This is a genomic window from Komarekiella delphini-convector SJRDD-AB1, from assembly GCF_014831675.1.
GTDB lineage: Bacteria > Cyanobacteriota > Cyanobacteriia > Cyanobacteriales > Nostocaceae > Komarekiella.
This window is the reverse complement of record NZ_VJXY01000026.1, coordinates 93248-116938: the sequence shown is the minus strand read 5'-3', so window position 1 is coordinate 116938 and position 23691 is coordinate 93248. Positions and strand designations below refer to the sequence as shown.

The following is a 23691-nucleotide window of genomic DNA, read 5'->3' as shown; positions in this document are numbered from 1 at the left end:
CCCCTGCCCCCCCTGCCCCTCCGCTCCCCTGCCTTCAAATATGAGCCGTTTTTTTATCGCCCTCCTACCGCCGCAGGATATTCAGGATTACGCCAACCAAATTAAGCAGTACTTTGCTGATCAGTATGCCAGTCGTGGCGCACAAAAATCTCCGCCTCATATTACCCTGCAACCACCTTTTGAATGGGCAGATGATAACTTGCCACTGTTAGAAGCATCACTGAGGGAGTTTGCTAGTGAACAAAAATCAGTACCAGTTACACTCAATGGGTTTAGTGCTTTTGCACCTCGCGTTATATACATTAATGTAGACAAAAGTCAAGCACTTTTGACCTTGCAAGCTGATTTGATGGCTTATGCAGAAAGCAACCTAGGAATTGTTGACGAAGTTTCTAAAACCCGTCCTTTTGCTCCCCACATGACGGTTGCGTTTCGGGACTTGACAAAGCAGAACTTTAGAGCAGCTTGGCCAGAATTTAAACAGCGTCAGTTGCATTTTGCATTTACGGCTAACAATTTAACGTTGCTGCTTCACAACGGTAAGCGTTGGAATATTAAATCAGAGTTTGGTTTTTTGGCTGGCAACTAATGATCTGTAGAGACGTTGCATTGCAACGTCTCTACGAAATAATGTGTTTTTTCTTTTGCGATCGCAATAAAACAATACAGCAATTTTCAAATAACTATCTATTCGACCCCATCACAGACTTGCTGCTGGACAGGAATTTGAATGATAAACTCGGTTCCTTTGCCAGGAATTGAGAAACAATTTAACTTACCGCCATGTTTCTCAGTAACAATCTGATAGGTAATCGGCATACCCATGCCTGTACCCTTACCGACAGATTTCGTGGTGAAGAATGGATCAAAGATGCGTTTCTGAACAGATTCAGGCATCCCTATTCCATTATCAGAAATTGCAATTTTTATCCACTTTGAATCAATCATGAAAGTCCGAATGGTAATTTGGCTGGGATTTTCCTGAATCTCCTGATAGGTTCGTTTGATGTTGGCTTCTTCCAGGGCATCAATGGCATTTGCCAGGATGTTCATAAACGCCTGATTAATTTGACCAGGATAGCATTCTACTGGCGGTAGACTACCATAATCACGAATGACTTGAATCGCTGGACGCTCTGGTTTATCTTTCAAGCGATGTTGCAAAATCAACAATGTACTATCAATGCCCTCATGAATATCAACGGCTTTGAAGTCGGCTTCATCCATTCGTGAAAAGTTGCGGAGTGACAAAACAATCTGGCGAATGCGATCAGTGCCCATTTTCATGGAATCCAGCATTTTGGGTAGATCGGTTTGGATAAACTCCATATCAAGTTCTTCCGCCTCAGCTTGGATTTCGGGTGCTGGGTCGGGATAGTACTTTTGGTAGAGTTGCACAAAACCTAATAAACTGTGGGCGTATTCCTGCACATGGGTCAAATTGCCGTGGATGAAGTTGACCGGATTGTTGATTTCGTGTGCCACACCTGCCACCATTTCCCCCAAAGCAGACATCTTTTCGCTTTGTACCATCTGAACTTGAGTGCGTTGCAGTTCTTCTAAGAGTTGGTGCAACCGCGTATTTTTATCGTTGAGTTCTTGGGTTCTTTCCTCAACTTTAGATTCAAGCGTTTGGCTGTAGGTTTCCAGTTGTTCGTTGGCTGTTTTCTGTTCCTGTAAGAGTTGTTGAACAGCGCGAATTAATTGGTTAAAGGCATTGGCAAGCGTTCCAATCTCATCATCTTGCTTAACAGTTGCTTGTAACTCAAAATTAGACTCTTCAGTGGAGCGTCGCGCAACGCTGGTCAGAACTTTAATGGGTTGAGCGATCGCTCGACTGGTCAACATTGCTAAAATAATCGCGATCACAACAGAAAATCCAATACTCGCCACCACAATTTTCTCAACAACTTTGTTCGCTTGTTGCTGTGATTCTTCCGCTGACTCAAGTTCTCGATAGGCTTGATTAATTGAAACCACCAGATCATCTGATATGCCATCAAATTTAAGCGCCAAATCGCTATTGGTAAATTCCAACATTAGCCTTTGGGCTTGCTCAACATCAGTGGGTAATGCAAGATTCAGATTACGAATTCGTTCAACTCGGCGTTTTAATTCCTGTGAGTAGAGTTGTGGCACACGGTCATAAGTTTGCAAGAAAGCTAGAATCGTTGCTTGATGCACATGATCTTGTAGGATCGGAGATGCCACAAATGCTTTAAGTTCAGTCCAAATTTCTTGAATTTCAGCTTGATGCTTCAGTAAATGAGCATATTCATCCTGAAATTTTTCTGGGTATTGCGCCAGAGGGATAAGTTGTTGTTGGTGAGTGCGGGTTTGGAGAACACGAGATTGCAAACGATGCAGAAGCTCTATTTCGTTGCGTGCGTGTTCTTCTCGTTTTTGACCTTGTTGCTGATAATAATGCCCAACTCTAAAACTAGCAATTGTTCCAGACACAGCAATGCCTAAAGCAAGAGTGTATCCTAAACCGATTTTTTGCCCAACTCTGAGGCTAGATAACCGTTGTCCTAAACTCTGCTGCATCATAAAACTTTGCGGATCTATACAGGAGCCTGCATAGGTCTAGGATTCCCAGTTTCCTCACCGGTCTAACTATATTATTATGCATGGTGACGGTAATTCGTAATACTCGCGCCTGGCGTGAGAAGCAAGCTACGTAATTCGTAATTAAGAAAGTCAACCCCTTCGGGTAATTAAAAATTATTATTCTTAAATTTTTAACTTTTATAGAGACGTTGCAATGCAACGTCTCTACAGTGGTCTATCTGTCGCGTTTTTTTCAAAATGGTATCAGTTTTCAGGCTGGCATCTTTCGGTAACGGTTCCCCGACTTAGGGTAACGGTTCCACAACTTATGGCAGCGGTTCCCAAATTTATGGGAGCAGTTCCCCAACTTATGGCAGCGGTTCCCAAATTTATGGCAGCGATTCCCCGACTTAGGGTAACGGTTCCACAACTTATGGCAGCGGTTCCCAAATTTATGGCAGCGATTCCCCGACTTAGGGTAACGGTTCCCAAATTTATGGCAGCGATTCCCCGACTTAGGGTAACGGTTCCACAACTTATGGCAGCGGTTCCCTTAAAATTTTTGTGATTAAATACCGAAAAATTACTGGTATCACCTGAAAAATTTATTAGAAAAAATTGTGAATTACCCTGAACCGGAATACGGTTTAAGCAAGGCAAGCTAGCTCTAGAAGTATTTTAAAAGAATAAATTTATGTCTCGTCCAAAACGTACATCCCGCGTTCTAGAAAAAGCTCAATTAAGATGTGCTGGACTAAAATCAATTGTTCCAAACATCAAATTTGATGAGGAATACAGTCTGGAAAAATTGATTGAGTCAATTGAGCAGTTACGTACCAAAATTGATATTTATAATACTGCTCTATCTGTGGTTGACTCTTCTAAAGCTGAAATTGAAGAGATGGAAAAAAACTTGAGCAGTCTTGCTGAGAAGATGCTGATGGTGGTTGCTATCAAGTACGGTAAAAACAGCCACGAATATGAGATGGCGGGTGGTGTTCGCACAAGCGATCGCATCCGCAAAATCAGGTCGAGCCGTTTGAAAAATGCTATTGCAGAAGCATCAGATGAGAATCCTAAAATTGCTTAGTATTAGGACTTACGCACTGAAGGCTGAAACCTAGATCCCCCCTAGCCCACGCCAGTCGCTCATGGGGAGCCACCCCAAGGCGGAGGTTCCCGACGCTCAATGACTCGCTCTAAGCGTTGGCGCAGCCTCAAAGTAGAGAAGCCATGCCGCAGGCTTTACGGCATGGCTTCGCTTAAGGCGAAGCCTCTGTCTACGACACGCTACGCGAACGAAGAGAAGGCTTGACGCTGCGCTATCCGTTGTGGGGAGTGGCGTGGAAACCCCCTTGGCGCTAGCCTCTCCCTTTGGGAGAAGACCGCGCTGGCTCCCCTTCAAAAGGGGGGAATTTATAAAGCCCCTTTTTGAAGGGGGTTGGGGGATCTGAGTGCGTAAGTTCTGAGTATTAGGGAAGCAGAAAAGTAGGGGGAGCAGGGGGAGATGAAAGGGCATGGGAGCGGAGGATTTTGACTACTGTCTCCTGTCTCCTGTCTCCTGTCTCCTGTCTCCTAAATTCTGCTGTATATTATGGGCGAAAAGCGATCGCAATTCTTTTTTCCAAATGTAGCGAGATAGTAAAGAGCGATCGCACCTTAACAACTTATTTATCAATCCAAGTACTTAGAAATTCTACTTGATTGTGCATTTCTTCTGCTGACCTAGCTGCAATTCGTCTCAAAATACCGCGCATTAGTTTCCCTACTGAGTAACGCTGCTGTACCAAAATCATTCCTGCATGAGATTGTTCTTTGCTCAAAAAATCAGTGTGCAAACGGTAGAAATCTCTAATATTAGAACTATATAAAACAAAACCTTGTTTCGTTGACCATCTAAGCTGTTCTTCATCGATATATCCAAGTCTATTCAGACTTAGACTGGTAGATCATATCTACACCACGATTTTGTAAAGCCACAACCAAAGCGTGTGCGGTAGAATCCTCATCCATGTACAATCGAATTCGGCTTATGAAAGCTTTTCAGTTTTATGCAGTGTCTCTAATCTGTTAGCTTCCGCCTCTTCTACTGCAATGTCAGCATCAATTTCGTCGCGGTTAGCATGATAATAAGCTAAAGCTGCGTAAACTTGTGCCAAGGTCAGATGACTAATTTGCTCTGCAATTTCTTCTGCACTGTAACCTTGTTTGTACTAGATGGCTATGCGGCGTACTGTCACTCCTGTACCAGTAATAATTGGACAACCGCCGTGTATTTCAGGATTATGGTTAATCAGTGTGCCGATATCGGTAATAGTTGCCAAAACTTATTCTCCCAAATGTCTCGCACTAACTATTACTTTCTAGCGTAGCATTGCGATTTCATTGAAAGCGGGGCATGGGGCATAAGGCATTGGGGAAAGGGAGCAGAGGAGTAGATGGTAAGTTGCAGTAAGGCTTTCCCCTCTGCCCCTCCGCACCTCTGCCCCTCTGCCTCTTCAGTCCCCAGTCCCCAATCCTCAATTAGAAGTTAAAAGTAGTTCTCAACGTTCCGATGATCGCATCGTCGCCGTTAGCAGTACTTTGACCAGGATTTGTCAACCAAATCACCCCTGGGGTAATAGAGATGTTGTCGGTGACGCGATACTTATAGAATCCTTCAAAGTGGTATGGTTTATCGCTATCAACACTGCCTAAGTATGGTTGGACGCCTGCGAAGATGCCTAAGACGTTGCCTCTCTTACCGAAGTCGGGTAGGGCTACCCCAAGTCCATAGCTCCAAACTTCACCGTTATCATCAGCACCAAAGCCTGTGATGTCACTGTAAAGTACAAAGCCACTAATTGACAGTTTTTCACTAGGTTTGAAAGCTGCCTCTAAACCGAAAGAATTACTGACATAAGGATTGCCACCGACATTACCGGCGACAAAGTTGGCTTGTGAAGTACCGACTACAGGACTAGCTCCGCCTGCGTTGAATAGAGGAGTGCCTGCACCATGATAACCGTGAACGTAGGTTGCTGCTAAGGTCAAGCGATCGCCAACATTCAGATTTAACTGTCCTAAAGCAGCATAGTTACCCTCAAATAAACCTGAACCAGGGCTAGGATTATTCGCTTCAGATGCCAAGTAACCGAAGGTTAATGAAGGTTTGAAAGTACCACCACCACCAAAGGCTAAGTTAAAGCCGACACCAGCACCGCCACCAATCCGATAGATTGGGCTTTCAGAAGCAAAGGTAGACAAAGCCCCGTTACCACCATCAAAATCCTCAAAGTATGGGTTGACAGTCGGAACGTAATCGCTATGAATACCCCCAGTAGCAGCAAGGTATACTTGGGAGTTGCCGATGGGGAAGTAGTAAGACAACCAGTCTATAAAAGCACTATTGTCAAGACTGGGGGAAAGGTTAAAGGTTTGCAGACCTTCGGCTGTACCACCTGGTAAAGCTAAAGGATTTGCATTACCAGCAGCAATCCGAGTGTGCAGGGTATCTCTACCAGTGAAGCTGGATTGCAGGTCTAAACGCACCCTATTTTGAAAAACAGTGTTGTTATCATCGCCGCTGCCAAAGTTGTCAGTAACAGCGAAAATAGCTTCACCAACCAGCTTAGTTGTAGTAGAAAACTGATTTGCTTCTAGTTCAGCAGTACGTGCTTCTAAAGAATCGACTCGACCACGCAGAGTTGCTAATTCTGCTGAGAATTCTTCTTGCAAACGTTGCAGAGTTGCCAAATCCTGCTTGGTCACTAAATCAGCAGTTGCAGTAGCAATCAGTTCATTAACCCGATCTAAACAAGCATTTAAACCTGCGGCAAACTCATAACGGGTCAGTGCTCGGTTGCCACGGTACGTGCCATTTGGATATCCTGCAATACAGCCGTAGCGTTCAACTAGGGATTGCAATGCTTGGAATGCCCAATCAGTTGGCTGTACGTCCGAAAACTGAGAAACTGATGTAACTTGAGACAGTGAATTTTGGTTATTGGCTTCACTGCTGTATTTGTTAACTTGTTCTAAAACGTTGTTTTCATCAGTCTTTGCTTGAGCAACCAACTGCTGATTAACTTTTAGTTGCTCTGTTTGGATGAATGTAGAAGCTTGAGAAGCTATGGGTGCATTTACTCGACCAACTTCTACCTTTGTATTGTTAGAAGGGCTTAGTACTTTAGCAGCCATTGCCTTAGCGGAAACCAACACCGTCACTCCTAAAACTACTGGACTTAGAGCCAGAGTTTTCCACAATAGATCAGACATTTCTTTATTTTACTTTCCTAAATAAAGTCCGAGAATTATTACCTTCAAGGAAAAAAAATGAGCAGTTATTGCTCTCTTGGAAATGTAATTTGCAATATAGTACACTAGACCACCTTTGATGTAAAGTCTTGCCGAGAGCTTGTTTGCGAACCGGAGGTTTTTGCTTGTGTTTCGCTAGTTAGTCTCTTTTCTAGTTTTTAACTTCTGAATTATTGACCCTAAATTAGGGTAGCTTCCTTTGGTTTTTGTAAAACTAGCAAATTTCAACCAGAATAGGTCGAATTTTTAGATATTCATGCAGTTAGTTAATGACATCATCGACAATTCTAGAGGAGTTTTGTTTTGCATGAAAAAACTCAGCTTCCAAGCCGTAAAATCTTTTTGATCCAAAAGACTGTAAAGCAAGCAACAGGAGTAGTAGCGATCGCTTTCTTATACCTTTATTTGCCAACTTGATCTAGAGCTAGATTCAACTGCAAAACTCAAGACACTTTTCAAACATTCTCTTAGAGTGACAGCTACGTTAACTGAACCATATTACGTATTAGGCTATACTTAGCCTGATACTCTCATAACATGAAAAAACCGTAGCTGGACTACTACGGTTAACTCAGTGAACTACTGAACTCTAGCTTGCTATGAAAAGCTGAAAGTCTTACAACTTAAGCTCTTTTCCTATTTTGTAATCTCTATTCTCTTTGAGACTACACTCTAACTGCTATAGATACATTCGTCATTACTTGTCTAAGATAGTTAGTCTGGTTAAATATTTATCTATCTTATCCGTATTAACTACAAGGCTTTGTTTGTAAGCGATCGCTTAACTCAATAAGCTTAGAAAGCTTGATAGCCTGGACATGTAGAAAATCTCGCAAGCTAATATAACAACCTGTATAACTCTACTCATTGCGTAAGATTGAGAAAGATAAGTTTATTGTTTTCCCAGTAAAAATACGCAAAAAATAAAGCAATAAGATACTTATACAGTAGTATAAACTAGAGGCAAAGTAAAATTAGTGTTCATCTTACAAAAATAAATTTCAGTAATTTACTGGAGATAAAAGTTTTGCTCTGCCTTTGAGACTTGCTCATGTCGCTACCTCATACCAATGCGGGCATCTGCATCCACGATCAGGTCAAAATAGCTTTGGTTAAAAGGTAAAAGTATAACTTAAACTATCTACTGAAGCATCAAATCTTTAATTAGGTGTAGAGAGCAAAACGCCAAAATTCTTAATCACACCCTATATCTGCATGCGTTTAAAAATATACAAATCGAATATCTTGACTTAGCAAAAAAATTTACACTTTTCAACCTAATGGGGCTTTAAAAAATGGATAAACATCCTTTAGGCTGACTTAATACACTTATTGCTCATCGAGAAAGTGCCACATGCGTGATCCACAGAAGAACGTCATTAAAATTGAGCCGGCAACCCTCGTTTTGATTGTGTCTGTCCTGATACTGTTGCCTTTGCTGGTTGTGGGTTTTTTATCACAGTGATTCTCAAACAATACTAGTGCGATCGCTCTTTTTATCAGGTGCGTTAACAACAGAGTAACGCACCAAATCATACCAAAATTACTCAGGTAAAACCTGCCGCAGTGCTGCTAAAAGTTGGTCAACACTTTCTTTGCGACTGTTGAAACCCATCAGTCCAACACGCCAGACTTTACCAGCTAATTCACCAAGACCACCACCAATCTCAATATTATGTTCATTGAGTAACTGCCGTGCAATTGCTTTACCATCTACTCCAGCAGGAATACATACAGTGGTAAGCGTTGGTAGCCGGAACTCTTGCTCAACGTGCAAACTCAGTCCTAAGTCTTCCAACCCTTCCCAGAGATACTCTACGTTTTTTTGATGACGCTGCCAGCAGTTTGCCAGTCCTTCCTCTGCAATCAAACGCAGTGCTTCCCGCAATGCATAATAAAGGTTAATGGGTGCTGTATGGTGATAGGTGCGTTCAGTGCCCCAATATTTGCCCAGTAATGACATATCTAAATACCAATTTGCAACCTTCGTGTGGCGCTGCTGCAATTTCTCAACTGCACGCGGACTCATGGTAAAAGGCGAAGCGCCGGGTGGACAACCCAAACCTTTTTGGCTACAGCTATAAGCCAAGTCAACCCCCCAAGCATCTAAAAACAAGGGGACACCACCTAGGCTTGTGACAGTATCCACCAGCAGCAGAGTGTCAAATTCACGGCACACTTCAGCTATCCCTTCCAAGGGTTGACGTGCACCTGTAGAGGTTTCGGCATGAACTAGAGCTAGAATAGCTGGACGATGAGTTTCTACAGCAGTTCTGAGTTCTTCCAAAGTGAAGACTTGTCCCCAAGGTTTTGTAATAGTTCGCACATCAGCACCATATCGCCCAGCCATATCAACGAGACGATTTCCGAAGTAACCAGCTACACCAATCAAAACCACATCACCGGGTTCTGTAACATTAGCAATAGTTGCCTCCATTGCAGCCGTTCCTGTCCCGCTGACTGCAATAGTTAATGGGTTTTCTGTCTGCCATACGTAGCGCAGCAGGGATTGAATCTCATCCATCAGTTCTAGAAAAGCTGGGTCAAGATGCCCAACAGGGGAAGTATTCATCGCCTGGAGTACTGTAGGATGGGCATTTGATGGCCCTGGCCCCAGTAGCAAACGGGATGGTATTTCTAAAGGCGCAAGTTGCAAGCGCTGACTGTCGTTAATTGCGATTGTCTGCGTCATAATTTATCCTCGTTAGATCATACTTACCGGATCATAGAGCGATCGCAGACTTGGGTGTTAAACTAACAGTCAATTAAAACAATACGCTGATCTAGCAAAGCCTCTTGCATCTACCAAACGTAGTAAAGCAGAAGGCAGGGAAAGTTTCAAAGTATACTCTATAAAGTAAATAATGCGATGTCTAACGACAAGCCTTTCACGGTCAAGATTGCGATCGCCTTACCACTGCCTGTCTAAGCTTCTTAGTGCTATTGTGCAATGTGCTTAATATAATGCACGATCGCTTCTGCTGTTGGAACATTCGTTGCAAGTAAAACTTGATTAATATTACATAACCTCAGCAATGCTTCTTCATTTACTTGACCAGCCTGGGTTTGCAGAAAATCTCTTAAGAAAATAACTGCTAAAATATCTCCTGAGCAAACTAATGAAGCAATTGTTAAATATCCTCCAGATGTTGCTGCTGAGATTTGTTGACTAATAGTTATACCCTTTTGTTGATGTAAAACTTCACTAATAGATGGCCAAGTGATTGTGAAGCTATGCGAGAAAAACTCTTCATACTGAGCAACAAATTCCGCAAGTTCCGATTTCTTACTTTCATGAGCTATGAGTACTATTTTTCTTTGAGTCAGCGTTTGAGAATGGTCACTGACATTTGCTACTTCTGCAATCTCATCAAACAAAGTTTCTTCTGCTGTCTCTACATGAATATTAGTAGATTCAAAGATTTCGCTGACGTTTGTAGGAAAAGAACTGAGATCTATGTCATTAATATTTACACTAACTTCTTCCGTGCCTGGACTACTAAAATCAATATATTGATTGCTAAACACTTCCACAACTTCAGGTTGAGCTTTAATAGTATCATTGCGTATAAGTACTTGAGATTGACTTACTGTCTCAGATGTACCTAAATCTGTAGCTTCAGCGCTAATAATTTCTACAACCGTACTTTCCTCATCAGATTCCTGGCTAAACATATCACCTGACCGTCCGAAATTAGCTTCTTCTGCAAGTGCTATCTCAAAAACTAGAAGTTCATTGTTGATAGCTTCCAGAGCTTCTATTTCATCAACATCTATGCTGATTTCTTCTGCAACTTCGCTTCCCCTCTCTGGCGGTTGAATTATGTCATCAGAGGTGATTATTGCCTCAAACACAGACATAATATCATCAGGCTGAGTAAAAGTAACTTTTGAGCTTTCGCTAATTTCTGGTTGAGCAGTATTGACCATTTCCGAGGTTTCTAATTCACCTGTAGTTTGACTCAACTCTCCAGCAGAGTTATGACTAACTTCTTCTGTTATTAGATTAGTAATATTAGACCTGTTAACATTTTCAGTCATTTGTAAACTAGAAAATAAAGAAGGATCTATAGTTCTAGATATTGTCTCAGGTAATTGCTCAGACAAAAGATTGACTGCTTCCACTATCAGAACATAATCTCCGATCTGGATAATATCTCCATCCTTCAAAATGTATGGTTGATCTTCTTCTGCCTGTTCTCCATTAACTATTGAGCCATTTCTACTACCAAGGTCAAAAAAGTAGTAACTTCCACCTTTAAGCAAGAACTTGCCATGTAGCCGACTGACATCAGGACTGTCCAAGATTACATCAGAATCAGGAGCACGACCTATTACCCACTCTTCCTTTGTTGTATCTAAAACCAGGTCAACTTCATTTACTTCACTTACAGTTGGTGAATAGCTAACTTTTACTTTCATATTAATTTTTGGTTAATTTTATTGATTTCGTCCACCCAGCGCTGATGGGTGGCAATATTAGAATCCTACTAGTTCAATTCTTGGTTTTCTGAAACATCCGACGCCTGCGCCCATTTTCAAACAAGGGTCTTCGTAACGGTACTACCTCAGCCTCACTACTCTCGCGTGCTACCCGAATCAGCAATCCAGCGGCTATCAAGCTGGCAATCATAGAATTACCACCATAACTAAACATAGGCAAAGGTAAGCCCGTAGTTGGTAGAGAACCTGTGGCAACACCAATATGAAGCAATGATTGTCCTACCATCAAAATTGTTACACCGATCGCTACTAGTTGATGCACTGGATTTTTAGCCTTTAGTGCCACAATTAATCCCAGAGTGGCGAATAAAGCTAAAAGTGTTAACAACACCATACTGCCAACAAAGCCAAACTCTTCAGCGAATACGGCAAAAATAAAATCAGTATCCTGAATTGGTAAATAAAACAGCTTTTGTTGAGAAAGCCCATATCCAGATCCCCAAGTCCTACCAGAGCCTACCGCTAGCAAACTTTGCACTAACTGGTAGCCATCCCCTGTAGCGTCCGCCCAAGGATTAAGGAATGACATCACCCGCTTACGCTGATACTCTTTAATACTAATACTGAGGATTGCTAACATTACTCCACCGATTGCCGTTCCTCCTAAGTACTTGTAAGGCAATCCAGCTGCTAGGGCAATTAGCCAAATAGTCATGCCGCAAAGTGCTGTTGTACTCAAGTTAGGCTGGGCAAGAATTCCTAAAAGTACAAAACCAAAAATAATGAGCCAAGTAAAGCGAACTCGCCAACTTATTCGTTCCCACTGACCAAACAGGCGTGCGCTTTGCAGCACTAAAAAGGGTTTAATCAATTCTGAAGGTTGGATAGGAACTGGGCCAATGGCTATCCAACGGGCCGCATCAAAAGCTTTCTTTCCCAATCCTGGTATCAATGTGACGAAAATTAATGCTAAAAACAGCATCAAAAACCAATGGGATGATCCCAAAATTTTGTGTAACGGCAGATTAACAATAATGTTGAATCCAATTAAGGAAACTAAGACCCAAATGACTTGACGCTTGAAGTAGTACAATCCATCATCATGACGGGCGTCAGCGACGGGATAAGATGCTGAAAATAGCATGATTAAGCCGACAAACAGCCAAATCAATGTTAACCAGCGCAACAACCGCGCTTCTAATGCCCAGACGGAGACGGAATTACCAAAAATTGGAATCAGGCTACGTAGATTCACGATCAGTACAGGTAAAAAGTTAGAAATTATGAGTTAGGAATAAAACTCATAAATAATAACTCATAATATGATGCACCGCTTACCTGACATTGAAAAAGGATGCGATCAATTTTGCTAGCGCGGACTCCATTTGTATAGCCGAGGTAGCTAGTTGTTCTCCCAGAGTTTTAGCTACTGCGGTCTATACTTCCTGTCTGAAGGTATCTTGTAGATGTTATGTTCTGATAATTAAACCTGATTCTAAAAATATTTATTTAATAAAACTCAATGATTTCACGCAATTCTCTGCTTGGTTATCCATCAATAGAGGAATTTCAACCCAAAACTCAGTTCCCTGTCCGGGTTCTGATATACATCTGAGTGTTCCACCGTGTTTTTCAACTACAATCTGATAGCTAATTGATAAACCTAATCCTGTACCCTTACCTACGGGCTTAGTTGTGAAAAATGGATCGAATAGCCGTTCCTTAACTGATTGTGTCATTCCTGAACCATTGTCAGCAATTCGGATAACAACACACTTTGTTTCTATAACTTCTGTAGTAATTGTAATTGTATTAGGTTCAGCGTGAATTTCTGTGATCGCCCGTTGACTGTTATAGTTGTCGAGTGCATCAATGGCATTACTAATAATATTCATAAATACTTGATTTAATTGCCCAGCGTAGCAATATACTAAAGGCAAATTTCCATAGTTTTTAACTATTTTAATGCCAGGATGCTCAACGCTATCCTTGAAGCGATTCTGTAAAATCAACAAAGTACTATCCAGTCCTTGGTGGATATCAACTCTTTTCATCTCCGCTTCATCAAGACGAGAGAAGTTCCGAAGGGACAACACAATTTCAGCGATACGCTCGGCTCCTACTTGCATTGAATGTAGGATTTTAGGTAAATCATCTAATAAAAAATTTAAATCAATTGCTTCGATACAGTCTTGAATTTCTGACACAGGATTGGCATAAAACTTCTGGTAAAGATGCACAAGCTTCAGCAGACATTGCGTATAATCTTTTGCATATTTTAAATTACCGTAAATAAAGTTAACAGGGTTGTTAATTTCGTGAGCAACTCCCGCAACTAATTGCCCTAAACTAGACATTTTCTCAGCTTGGACTAATTGGGCTTGAGTTTGCTGTAGTTCCCTGAGAGACTTTTCTAATTTTTTAGACTGTGCCTCAGCAATTTCTGCTAGATTTTCTTTGATTTGTAGCGCACTCTGTAGTTGTGACCTTTGCTGTTTCAGTTCCTTTGTTAATTTTTTGGCATCAGTCAAAGCGGTATTCTGAGCTTGCAGTAGAAAAAGGAAATCTACAATTGGGTCGTGAATCGCAAAGTCTTTGAGTTTGATACCAAAAGGAGCGAGGCTATTCGTATCTGTAATCCAGGGAGAACCCAAAAAAAATGTTACATCCATCTCTGGCAGATACATTATCTGACCCTTTAGCTGCATTCCGTTGTGTAGAAACTCCAATATGAACAGAGCACGGGACTGTTTATTAATAGCATCAAAATCGACTATAATTTTTGGACGATTGATCTGGAAATGCTGCTCAATTAGTCTACCAACTAGTGGTTCAGGACTAATGCGTCCTAAAACATCACCAGTTTGTACAATTTCCCGATTACGGTTAAATGCAAAGTGGAAAGGAAAAGCTTTCGCCAGCAACTCTGGCGAAAGAGTAAGGTGAGGAGGAGCCATGCTGCTGCGCTCAATTTGGTTTATAAAGCACTAAAAACTCATCATGTTCAGCACCCTCATCCCGACTTTGGGTTTGGGTAACATGGACTTCTGTATCAAACCTTGTTCCCAATCCTTTAACCAGACCAAGAATCATTGGTGTCAGCCCTTCTCTACTAGAGCGATAGTGTAAGTTCAGAGAATTGTCCTCCATATCAGTACACTCAAATGATGGGGGCTTAAGTTTGGGAAAACTGACTCCCACACGAGCATGAAGATTGTCGAGGTTTTCTAAAAACTCAGGCAGCGTATCTCCACTCATATCCATCATTTCGCCGTAGCCTTCTTGGGCTGTGTACTGAACCCAGAATTCTCCAAAGGCTTGCATAATCTCTGTGGAAGATAAACCCAAAACGACACTAGCAGCTTTTACTAGCCTGTGGGTGATGTTATCAGGATAGCCTTCCATACTGAGGAAGACATCTACGTTTACCTCTGCTTTCTGCTTAATGTCTTTCCAAATCTCTTCGCCAAAGCGACTGCACACCATGTCTTGAATCGCCTTGTTCACTAATCCGTACATGGAAACCTCCTTCTGCTGCACCTAATTTTGTTTTGTGAATTTGACCAAGATTTAACAGCTAATACCCTAAAGAGGTTAATTAAATTACCAGCTTTTCTGTAGTTAAATCTTGGTCTACCGTATTGAAAGCTTTAAAAACTGGAAAAAGTAAGAAAATATCTCTGTATTTTAGTGCTACAAGTTAGCATATTTGCATCCGTATTTGTACTACGCACTCACAAGAAGCGATGAATTAGGAGACAAGCTATATTTAGAGATTTGACGCTGAATTCCATTAAAGAATTGGACACGGGCATCCATCGCTTCAACAATAGCTAGCTTTACTTTAATATCCTCTTCGCTTGTGCTAATACGAGGTTCAATTACGGCTGCTAACTTTGCTGCATGACTATCATCCACATCAATGTGAACTTCAAAAAAGATTAAGGATTCTTTGGGCAAGGGAGCAGCACCTACAATTCCTTTGTATAGTTGCGTATACAAGGAGCTAACAATACCTTCGGAAGCATAACAGACAGCTCCCAATGCAGCTAAATACCCGTACTGGTGTGGAATCCTTAAGTAAGTCTCAACTAAGGCAAGAGTTTCAGGTGCAGTGGGTAGTGCTGCCAAAGTTTTATCGTCAATACCAAGTGCGCGGGTAAACCGACGAAATAATTCTGGATGGGACTGATTTACGTCTCCTTGTCCCATTTCGTCAAATAGGTTCTCCAAAATGACTAACTGAGTGCTTTCGTCTTGGCAGCAAGACAAGATGCTAGCTAGGATACGATTAAATTCTTTGGAGAATTTATACATTTGAACAGCTAGTAATTGTACGTCTGGTAGAAATAAATTTCCAGTACGACAGCAGGTTAGGAATTCATGATTCCATAGAGGATGATTATCCGTTATTTCACGGAAAGAATTTCTAACAGGAGAAGATATCTGTGTCATCGTGATACTTGTATGGCTAGGTGGAGGGGTTGGTCAAGCAAAGAGCTAAAAAATGATTCATCTATAGCGATATGTTCTGGTGTTACACGCAATTCCTGTAGAATTGGCATCGTATTAAAGCCAGCATTTTTAAGGGCATTAAAGTAATCCTCAAGAGTTTTGTGAATCAATTGAACATTTAGCCAGGAACCGTCTCGTTTCCAAATACGACCCGGAAACTGCTGGTCACGCTTGCTGAAGTAGCCTGTACCGTCTAGTTGAAAATAAAACGGATATGCTGCTTCTCGCATATATGGAAAAGATGGGTGGGGAACGCTAAATACAAATCGACCTCCGGGACGAAGAACGCGTGCAACTTCTGCCATGCATTCTTGGGTCTGAGCAATTGTCAAATAGTTAAATAGAAATACTGCAACAACTAGATCAATTTCGTCATTATCAAATTGCTTGAGGTCGGTGGCACATCCGACTTCATAGCTAATACCCAAAGCATCTTCTGCTTCTTGCAAGCTTGCTGCTGCAATCATGCCTTCAGAAAGGTCTATTCCATGTACTTGTGTAGCACCTCGTTGGCGTAGCTCCCGACTACAATAACCTTCACCACAGCCGATATCGAGTACTCGCAATCCAGCGACAGGCTCGCAAAGTTCTAGTACAAAAGGGCGTGCTGTAAAGTCTGAGAGTGAACTAGGTTCTCCTCTAATCCACTCTGATGCTGTGCGATTATATAGGTTTCTAGTTGAGCTTTTATGGTTCAAAGTTGACATTTTTAATTATTTATTTACATTTCAGTTGTATTTGTCTTGAGCATTCTAGATGCATAGCAATCTCATTGAAATTTTGAGCAAAAGTTCCCTGCTATCAAAGGTGATCAGGATTAAAGTTGTTTGTGTCTTAATTTAAAACACTGTACAAAGAGTAAATACAGCTTCAAAGTTAATTAGTTTAACTATTTAGGTTTTAACATTTGCTGGTTTGGTTGCTAATGTTAAAATTACCGATTTTTAACTAGCTGCTTACTTTGCATCTGAAAGGCAGGGTATTCAAAGAAATAATCAACCTGCATCTGATAATATTATTACTTTCTTAAAATAAAAATGACTAAATATAATTTTGCTTCATGAATTCTTGCTTCATAAAAAATAGCTGTTTTATATTCTGTTATTTTGTTCATAATTTTTGACTTTATCTCAAGTTTACTAATGTTAAGAATAACCCTTTTGCTTGAGAAAAAAATCAGAGCAAAGAGCAGTATATTTTACGATTTATAGACAGAATAACTTTGTTAATTTGTAATAACAGAATTCGTTTTTAAGGCGAACTGTTTTTGAATGTATGAGTTTCTTAGCTAATTTAGAATAACTTTTAGGAGAAATTATGGTAGAAAAACTGTTAGTAGAAGCCTCAATGTGCGATCGCTTACAATATCAACGTGCGATCGCATTCTCTCAGCTAGGTGATCAACTCTTTGATGAGCTTGCTGATAGGATCGCTACAAGGCAGCAGTATCGACTGCTGTTTGAACACACATTAAAGCCTGAGTTATTCCAGCAAATTCGAGTTGCTGCTGCTGGTTATATATGTGCTTGTCTGAATAGTCCCATCATTCTCTCAGAAGCCGAAATGCTTCAACGACTACTAGAAGCAAGAAATTCTTTGCCCAACTATACTGGTACTGGTCTTTTAATGCCCAAGCGAGAACACGCTTTAGCGTTTAATCTCTTTCAAAAGAGTGTTGCTGAAGCTTTTTACCAACTGGGAGCAAATGACCTAATCGATGCAGTGGATTTACCAGTAAATCTCCGCATGGTATATGGTAAGACTGACGCAACTAGGTTGCGTTTACCCTTTGCTAGTTCAAAATGCCATAGTGATGTCTGGGCAGGTGTTGCCGCTGATGCGACTGTGGTGGTTCTGCCACTGTTTGGCGACATCGATAATATAACCATCGAAGCGGGTGAAATGCCTCGCGAGATGGAACTACAGGCTATGCGGGTGATGTCTGACTTCGATGAAGGTCGAGATATTCCAATGGTCGTCTCTTACACGGAAGCCCAACTACAACACGGTACGATGTACTTTAATGATGCTCGTGGATTGCATCAAACAATCAGACGGAAGACTGAAGGTTTGAGAATTTCAGTAGATTTTCGGTTTCGTAGGAAATTCAATGAAGCTTATCGGGCTATGGTAACACCTAGTATTGGTGGTATTGAAGAAGATATGAGTGTGCCCTATGAAGACTGGCTAAAAGTTGGCAAAGAAACGTTAATTGTGTTTGATGAAACTGTTGAACAAACTAAGAATAGACAGAATACTGGCGCTCCAGTTCCGCTTTATACTCGCGGGTATCGCCTTGTAAAGTTGTTTGACTTTTGACTTTCAACAACACATGTAACAAAAAAGAGGTCTTTATTGACCTCTGAATAATTCCCTACAATAATGTTCGATATAAAACTATTACAGCAACCCAGCATTAGCGCCTTGCTTGCCAGTTGCCAGTTCTACCTTGATAATTTTTCCGCCTGCTTTTTGAATGCGTTGCTGTTCGCGGAACCAGTTCTCATAGGGGACTAGCTTGGTAAAGTAGGTATTTTGTAGTTCGCGTTGGGTACGAATTCGGCTTTGGCTAGGAACAAGAGCAGTAATTTTAAACAAACGGGACATGATCTAAGAATCTCCTGTGATGTTTATGGAAACTTTTTTTATCTCAAAATCTTGAGTGCAAATCTTTAATTAATTATTCCAAGGCTGGAAATCAAGCATCAATACTAGACCGCTAACACTCATCACTGATAATTTAACAAGATAAGCAATAAAACGTTCTAGCACTCACAATTGATTTCCAGACCTTAATAAAGCCGCACCTAAATTCTTAAGCGCAAACTAACTAGCTCTTAACTCAAGCCAGAGGAGATATAGTCTAAGTAAACGCCCATTTCCTTACCGGCATCAGAACCTACTAAGCTGGCAGTTACTTCTTTGATTGCTTGGATAGCTTGTACGGTTGCACCGACAGGAACACCCAAGGAGTTGTAAGTTTCTTTCAAGCCATTCAGCACGCGTTCATCCAAGATGGAAGGATCGCCAGCTAACATGGCATAGGTAGCATAGCGGAGGTAGTAATCCAAATCGCGAATGCAAGCAGCATAGCGACGAGTGGTGTACATGTTGCCGCCTGGACGGGTGATGTCAGAGTATAGCAAAGACTTTGCTACAGCTTCTTTAACGATCGCCGCAGCGTTAGCGCTGATGGTGCTAGCAGCACGTACCCGCAGTTCGCCAGTGGAGAAGTAACCTTTTAGCTTCTCTAATGCTGATGTATCAAGATATTTACCTTGAACGTCCGAAGAGTTAATGACAGCGGTAATTGCGTCTTGCATGTTGTTAATTCCTTATTTCCAACCGTATTGCAATTCTTCTGTTTCTTGCCGAGGAAACAGCTTCACCCTACAGTAGGGCGCCAACTAGGTAGTCGAAGTAGTTACTAGCTTCAGCAGCGTCTTCACCAGACAGAAGTGTAGCGGATACATTCTTCAGACCACGGATACCTTCAGCAACACCTTCAATAGGAGTTCCCAAAGACTTGTACATTTCGCGGACACCCACAACACCAATTTCTTCGATGGGGGTGACATCACCAGAAACAATACCGTAGGTGACAAGGCGGAGGTAGTAATCGAGGTCGCGCAGACAAGTAGCGGTCAATTCTTGACCGTAGGCGTTACCACCAGGAGAAACAACATCAGGACGCTTTTGGAACAGTTGGTCGCCAGCTTGCTTAACCAGCCGCTCGCGATTTTCTGTCAAAACTTGAGCAATCCGCAGACGGCGCTCACCACCTGCAACAAAGGACTTGATCCGATCCAGTTCACCAGGGCTGAGATAGCGGGCTTCTGCATCAGCATTCACGATGGACTTCGTGACGATACTCATTAATGGATTCCTCCAATACTAATGAAACCAGGATTTGATTAAACTGGTACGACTTTAAATTTGGTAGACAGAGGTTCTGTTGTCTCGTCTTTTTAGATACAACAGTTAAATAACTGCTATTGCTAATAGATTACGAGTTTGCTTGAGTTAATACAAGTACACAACCTTTTAAACTCAGCTACCTTCCGCAAAATATTTTCCGGCATTCTGTTGAGCATTTATGACTGCTCTTAACAGTTTGTAATATTACTTTTCAGATTTACTGTCTTCACTGCAATCTGAAAGCAGTATTACGAAAGGTTGCGAAGGGAAATTGGGTACTTAGGGATTGGGGATTAGGAAAGTTTTCCCCAGTCTCCAATCCCTGCACATAGTGCTTTAGCGATCGCTCTGACGACCCGATTTCACCAAATCAGCAGCCGCTTGGACACTACCGAGGTAGTTACCTGCTGCCAAGGATGGGAAGCGGTTGTAAGGCACTACGTCTTCTCCAAAGAAGCAAGAATATTCAGGGCTATCCACTATTGCTTCTACAGTAGCTTGCAAACCGCTATCAGCTAGCAACTGGTTGTGCTGGCTAATTTCTCCTTGAGTCGCGGGTGTGCGCCCCAACAGGTGACGGAATAGGAACTCAATCACCTTGGTGTGGGGATAAGGCATGTAAAAGCGCTGGCGATAAATTTCCGAACTTGCTAGTTCACGCACAAACTCCCGCACGGAAATTTCGCCATTTTGGAGTTTGCTGTCTAGGTAAGCCAGACGGAAATCATCAGGCACTTGAGAGCTAGATACATCCAACACCTGACAGTAAATGGCATTAACTACCTGTTGCATTTCTGCTTGGTTTATGCCCTTACTCAGACGGTAAATACGTGCTTTACGGTAGCTTGTACCTACACCCACTTCCGTAGACTGTTTACGACCATTGTTGTAGGAACGACCTAGTTCCGTGAACGAGGGCTTGCCGTTTTCGGTAGCCTTTGTTTGCGCGGCTATATCTGCGATCGCCTGCGCTAAAAGCGGCGTGTTAGCATCTTTGCTGGATTGCACTGGCTCAAAGCTAGGCACAACCACGTCATCATTTTGCTTGGTTAGCTGGTTGTAAAGCTTCTCAGTATTCGGGAAGTTTGCAGCTGGTAGGGTCGGGAAGCGACGGTAAGGCACCGTATCTTCACCAAACACCTGGTTATATTCCACACTATTCAGTAGGGCACTGATAAAGGCACGAATACCTTGAGTAGCCAAAATCTGGTTGTACTTGCGGATTTCTGCCTGATCTAGTGGTGCGCGTCCTAGGAAGTGCTTGGTTCCTAACTCAATCACCTTGGTGTTGGGGTAGGGTGTGTAGAATTCTTTGAGATAAAGGTTGGAGTAACCCAAACCTTCAATAAATTCTTTAACACTGATTTCGCCATTCCCTAGCTTGCTTTCCCACGCTGTGAATTCGTTTTTGGCAATGTATGGTGCAATATCGCGCTCAAAAATCTGGCGGTACGCAGCACTGATCAAAGTTTTGACTGCAACTTTGTCACTGGTGTTCGCCACCAACTTGAAGATTTTTGTTTGTTCTCGTTGCTTGCTGACACCTTGGTTAATTCGGAACTGAATATCTGGTTCTGTCCGATTTTCTGAGACTGTACCCAGTTTCACAAAGCTCTGCGTTTCTTCCTTCTGGATTTTCGCGCCAACATCTTCGCGAATACTGCCAACCCGCAGCTGTCGTAATGCCACACCACCAGGAGTCAGATACCGTTCGTAGGGAACTGTATCTTCACCAAACGCCTCAGTGTACTCTAGGCTGTCAATGATGGCGTCAACCACCGCATAAAAGCCCTTTTTAGAGGCAATGTCAAAGTACTTGTTGAGTTCTTGACGACCGTAGGTCGGACGACCCAATAAGCGACGATGGATGTACTCTATCGCCTTACAAACATACAGTGATGTCCAGTACAGGTTGCGGAATATATCCGACTTAGCCAAAGCACGAACAAACTCCCGCACGGAAATGTTGCCGTTTTCCAGCTTGATTTCCAATACCTTCTGGCGTTGACCTTCGTAGACATCACGTCCGAAAACTTGCAGGTAAGCAGCTCTAATCACTGCTTGCGTTGAGCTTTCGGAGAATTTTACACTTGCACCCTTGGTAGCCTTTTTGCCGATGGTGCCAGGAAGTTGATCCAACTTGAACACCTTGGGCCCAAGAGTACCGGGAGCCTCACCTCGCGCCTTGGGATTACTATTTTGGTTGTTAATGCCTGCCCCTTGATGGATCAGGATGCGTTTAGTATCCTTGCCAAAAGGAGCCGGACTAGTGCTGGGGTTACGAGTTTCTTTCGGGAAAATTGCCCCAAACTGAATTTCTAAGGGGTCATTACCAGAACCGTATGGATGCTGATCTGGTAGTGGTTGTTCGTAAGCAGCAAATGTGGTGATGAACTGAGGTATTTTGCGGAAAGGCGCACTGTAGTTAAACAGGTCTTGTTGCGGCCCCCAGTTGCGACATTCTTGTGCCTCTTGACCCAGACCCCGGAGGTAGGGTACTGTTTCTTCGCCAAAGTAGTCGCCGTATTCTTCAGAATCTACTAAAGCATCGACTAAGGCTGCTAAACCGCCTTGGGAAATAATCGCAAAGTATTTTTGTACTTCTTCGCGGCTACTTGGCCCCCGTCCCAGAATGTGACGGAAAGCCAGTTCGATAACTCGGCTGTTAATAAAAGGCTGGTAAAACTGTTTTTGGTAAAGGGGAGATTTTGCTAGACGGCGAACAAACTCTTTCATCGAGATGTCGCCATTTTTCACCTTGGATTCTAGGTCAGATATCGACAAGCTATAAGCACGGGTGATGTCGCGCTCAAAGATTTGACGATATGCTGCTTTGATTACCTCATTTTTCTCACTAGTTGACAATCCAGGCTTCATCACAAACTTGGGTCGCCGTTCTGCCGCATTAAAATAAATTTGTGGCAGTTGCAACCCTTGCTGATCACCTGAAGGACGTTGGCGCAGTTTATTTGAGGGTGTGGCTGCTTTGAATTCTGTCAGCAAAACATCCATGTACTGAGACACAATCTCTGTAGCCTCAGCATCCCTGCGGAAATATGAGAGTGCCGCAGCTGAGATTTCCTGCAAAGCCACCAATGTTGCTTCACCGGAGCAGGCATTTTCAATTATTTCCCGTAGACCCCGTGTATTCACCGCTATGATGTTGGGGTCGCCAGCAACGATCGCATAGGTAGCATAGCGCAAGAACCAGGATAAGTCCCGTAAACTCTTCGCCATGTTGCTCGGGCCATAACGAGCAACGTTGATTGGTCTGAAACCTGGAGGTGTCGGGCCACTGGGGGATGAATTAAATATTGAGCGTAAATTTTCTAGGAACCCACCACGACTTTCAACGTAGGTGACATTTCCCAGTTTCATCCCCTCTTGAACATTAGTACTACTAGCTACAGCCATCGCTAATTCTGGTTCCCTCGGCTTTTCTAAAAAAGCCATTGGCGAACCACCGACAAAAATCCGGTTGGCAGCTCGAGATACGATAATCTCAGAATTTTCCGTGAGCGTCTGGGCAATTTCTAGACGCTTTGCACCAGATGCAAAATAGCTTGCCAGTTCATTTAGTTCACCGGTTCCCAAAAAGCGGTCTTGCTGTTCCGCTTGGGTAATTGTCGCTACAGCTAGAGTTTGATATAGTTGCGGACGCGCAACTGAGCTTCCACCACTCGCCTTAACACTCATCGGATTTGTAAAACTCCCATCATAATCATTTATGTGTTAAGTCTGGGTTGCTTTGAGGCTTGACACATCGGTATGTTTATGCCTTAAGAGCTTTAGAGTGCCGCCTTCAAAACTGCCAGTAAATTAACCCAGTCAGCTTTTAGATTAGAACGTTTTGCGTTCCTAGGGCTGGTTTATTAAGAAGTGTGTAGAACCTTTAACTTGACAATTTCAAGCACACGATTCTCTAAATCTTCAGCAACCATCAAAAAGTTAAGTTTTTTTCAGTATATA

General features: G+C 42.4%; 18 protein-coding genes and 1 pseudogene. 4 read left to right on the top strand and 15 right to left on the bottom strand.

Annotated elements, in window-relative coordinates; all coding sequences use genetic code 11:
* Positions 1 to 40: 40 nt before the first annotated feature.
* Entirely contained in the window at positions 41 to 589 is a 549-nt protein-coding gene (locus FNW02_RS22145) for a 2'-5' RNA ligase family protein (RefSeq protein ID WP_191759649.1), read from the top strand.
* A 98-nt stretch (positions 590 to 687) separates the two neighbouring features.
* On the opposite strand, the gene FNW02_RS22140 is transcribed toward FNW02_RS22145, so the two are convergent.
* A complete protein-coding gene (locus FNW02_RS22140) occupies positions 688 to 2550 on the bottom strand; it encodes a sensor histidine kinase (protein ID WP_191759648.1) in 1863 nt (620 codons plus the stop codon).
* 214 nt (positions 2551 to 2764) lie between these two features.
* On the opposite strand from FNW02_RS22140, the gene FNW02_RS22135 reads away from it, so the two are divergent.
* The gene (locus FNW02_RS22135) at positions 2765 to 3118 is read left to right on the top strand and encodes a ribosomal eL19 family protein (protein WP_191759647.1); all 354 of its coding nucleotides are present in this window, start codon (positions 2765 to 2767) and stop codon (positions 3116 to 3118) included.
* Between the two features lie 126 nt (positions 3119 to 3244).
* On the top strand, positions 3245 to 3640 hold the full coding sequence (locus FNW02_RS22130) for a hypothetical protein (RefSeq protein ID WP_191759646.1): 396 nt from the start codon (positions 3245 to 3247) through the stop codon (positions 3638 to 3640).
* A gap of 577 nt (positions 3641 to 4217) precedes the next feature.
* Here FNW02_RS22130 and FNW02_RS38865 read toward each other — a convergent pair.
* From FNW02_RS38865 to FNW02_RS22080, 10 genes and pseudogenes are all read right to left on the bottom strand, one after another.
* On the bottom strand, positions 4218 to 4466 hold the full coding sequence (locus FNW02_RS38865) for a DUF5615 family PIN-like protein (protein WP_348535431.1): 249 nt from the start codon (positions 4464 to 4466) through the stop codon (positions 4218 to 4220).
* Between the two features lie 114 nt (positions 4467 to 4580).
* A pseudogene (locus tag FNW02_RS22120) lies at positions 4581 to 4874 on the bottom strand (DUF433 domain-containing protein).
* A gap of 199 nt (positions 4875 to 5073) precedes the next feature.
* Positions 5074 to 6807, bottom strand: coding sequence for an iron uptake porin (locus FNW02_RS22115; RefSeq protein WP_191759645.1), 1734 nt, complete (start codon positions 6805 to 6807; stop codon positions 5074 to 5076).
* A gap of 1582 nt (positions 6808 to 8389) precedes the next feature.
* A complete protein-coding gene (locus FNW02_RS22110; RefSeq protein ID WP_191759644.1) occupies positions 8390 to 9538 on the bottom strand; it encodes an alanine--glyoxylate aminotransferase family protein in 1149 nt (382 codons plus the stop codon).
* A 248-nt stretch (positions 9539 to 9786) separates the two neighbouring features.
* Positions 9787 to 11268, bottom strand: coding sequence for an FHA domain-containing protein (locus tag FNW02_RS22105; protein WP_191759643.1), 1482 nt, complete (start codon positions 11266 to 11268; stop codon positions 9787 to 9789).
* A 73-nt stretch (positions 11269 to 11341) separates the two neighbouring features.
* Positions 11342 to 12544, bottom strand: a complete 1203-nt coding sequence (locus tag FNW02_RS22100) for an FtsW/RodA/SpoVE family cell cycle protein (RefSeq protein ID WP_191759642.1) — start codon at positions 12542 to 12544, stop codon at positions 11342 to 11344.
* A 250-nt stretch (positions 12545 to 12794) separates the two neighbouring features.
* Complete coding sequence (locus FNW02_RS22095; protein ID WP_191759641.1) at positions 12795 to 14246, bottom strand: ATP-binding protein; 1452 nt, start codon at positions 14244 to 14246, stop codon at positions 12795 to 12797.
* A 10-nt stretch (positions 14247 to 14256) separates the two neighbouring features.
* Positions 14257 to 14808, bottom strand: coding sequence for a heme NO-binding domain-containing protein (locus tag FNW02_RS22090; protein WP_191759640.1), 552 nt, complete (start codon positions 14806 to 14808; stop codon positions 14257 to 14259).
* A 207-nt stretch (positions 14809 to 15015) separates the two neighbouring features.
* Positions 15016 to 15744 (bottom strand): TenA family transcriptional regulator, encoded by a 729-nt coding sequence (locus tag FNW02_RS22085; RefSeq protein ID WP_191759639.1) that lies wholly within the window; start codon positions 15742 to 15744, stop codon positions 15016 to 15018.
* A complete protein-coding gene (locus tag FNW02_RS22080) occupies positions 15741 to 16511 on the bottom strand; it encodes a class I SAM-dependent methyltransferase (RefSeq protein ID WP_191759638.1) in 771 nt (256 codons plus the stop codon). The genes FNW02_RS22085 and FNW02_RS22080 overlap by 4 nt, the downstream gene beginning before the upstream one ends.
* A 610-nt stretch (positions 16512 to 17121) precedes the next feature.
* Here FNW02_RS22080 and FNW02_RS22075 point away from each other — a divergent pair.
* A complete protein-coding gene (locus tag FNW02_RS22075; RefSeq protein ID WP_191759637.1) occupies positions 17122 to 18123 on the top strand; it encodes a hypothetical protein in 1002 nt (333 codons plus the stop codon).
* Between the two features lie 81 nt (positions 18124 to 18204).
* Here FNW02_RS22075 and FNW02_RS22070 read toward each other — a convergent pair whose 3' ends face one another.
* The 4 genes from FNW02_RS22070 to FNW02_RS22055 form a co-directional block, all read right to left on the bottom strand.
* Positions 18205 to 18411, bottom strand: coding sequence for a phycobilisome linker polypeptide (locus FNW02_RS22070; RefSeq protein ID WP_162399880.1), 207 nt, complete (start codon positions 18409 to 18411; stop codon positions 18205 to 18207).
* A gap of 230 nt (positions 18412 to 18641) precedes the next feature.
* On the bottom strand, positions 18642 to 19127 hold the full coding sequence (gene apcB, locus FNW02_RS22065; RefSeq protein ID WP_162399879.1) for an allophycocyanin subunit beta: 486 nt from the start codon (positions 19125 to 19127) through the stop codon (positions 18642 to 18644).
* Positions 19128 to 19194: 67 nt separating this feature from the next.
* On the bottom strand, positions 19195 to 19680 hold the full coding sequence (gene apcA / locus FNW02_RS22060) for an allophycocyanin subunit alpha (RefSeq protein WP_191759636.1): 486 nt from the start codon (positions 19678 to 19680) through the stop codon (positions 19195 to 19197).
* A 378-nt stretch (positions 19681 to 20058) separates the two neighbouring features.
* Positions 20059 to 23418, bottom strand: a complete 3360-nt coding sequence (locus FNW02_RS22055) for a phycobilisome rod-core linker polypeptide (RefSeq protein WP_191759635.1) — start codon at positions 23416 to 23418, stop codon at positions 20059 to 20061.
* Positions 23419 to 23691 lie beyond the last annotated feature (273 nt).

Bases quoted from the DNA above. Each gene is read 5' to 3' on its own strand.
- FNW02_RS22075 (WP_191759637.1), top strand. From the start codon at position 17,122: ATGGTAGAAAAACTGTTAGTAGAAGCCTCAATGTGCGATCGCTTACAA.
- FNW02_RS22115 (WP_191759645.1), bottom strand. From the start codon at position 6,807: ATGTCTGATCTATTGTGGAAAACTCTGGCTCTAAGTCCAGTAGTTTTA.
- FNW02_RS22080 (WP_191759638.1), bottom strand. From the start codon at position 16,511: ATGTCAACTTTGAACCATAAAAGCTCAACTAGAAACCTATATAATCGC.
- FNW02_RS22110 (WP_191759644.1), bottom strand. From the start codon at position 9,538: ATGACGCAGACAATCGCAATTAACGACAGTCAGCGCTTGCAACTTGCG.
- FNW02_RS22105 (WP_191759643.1), bottom strand. From the start codon at position 11,268: ATGAAAGTAAAAGTTAGCTATTCACCAACTGTAAGTGAAGTAAATGAA.
- FNW02_RS22095 (WP_191759641.1), bottom strand. From the start codon at position 14,246: ATGGCTCCTCCTCACCTTACTCTTTCGCCAGAGTTGCTGGCGAAAGCT.
- FNW02_RS22130 (WP_191759646.1), top strand. From the start codon at position 3,245: ATGTCTCGTCCAAAACGTACATCCCGCGTTCTAGAAAAAGCTCAATTA.
- apcA (WP_191759636.1), bottom strand. From the start codon at position 19,680: ATGAGTATCGTCACGAAGTCCATCGTGAATGCTGATGCAGAAGCCCGC.
- FNW02_RS22055 (WP_191759635.1), bottom strand. From the start codon at position 23,418: ATGAGTGTTAAGGCGAGTGGTGGAAGCTCAGTTGCGCGTCCGCAACTA.
- FNW02_RS22140 (WP_191759648.1), bottom strand. From the start codon at position 2,550: ATGATGCAGCAGAGTTTAGGACAACGGTTATCTAGCCTCAGAGTTGGG.
- FNW02_RS22085 (WP_191759639.1), bottom strand. From the start codon at position 15,744: ATGACACAGATATCTTCTCCTGTTAGAAATTCTTTCCGTGAAATAACG.
- FNW02_RS22070 (WP_162399880.1), bottom strand. From the start codon at position 18,411: ATGTCCCGTTTGTTTAAAATTACTGCTCTTGTTCCTAGCCAAAGCCGA.
- FNW02_RS22145 (WP_191759649.1), top strand. From the start codon at position 41: ATGAGCCGTTTTTTTATCGCCCTCCTACCGCCGCAGGATATTCAGGAT.
- FNW02_RS22135 (WP_191759647.1), top strand. From the start codon at position 2,765: ATGCAACGTCTCTACAGTGGTCTATCTGTCGCGTTTTTTTCAAAATGG.
- apcB (WP_162399879.1), bottom strand. From the start codon at position 19,127: ATGCAAGACGCAATTACCGCTGTCATTAACTCTTCGGACGTTCAAGGT.
- FNW02_RS22090 (WP_191759640.1), bottom strand. From the start codon at position 14,808: ATGTACGGATTAGTGAACAAGGCGATTCAAGACATGGTGTGCAGTCGC.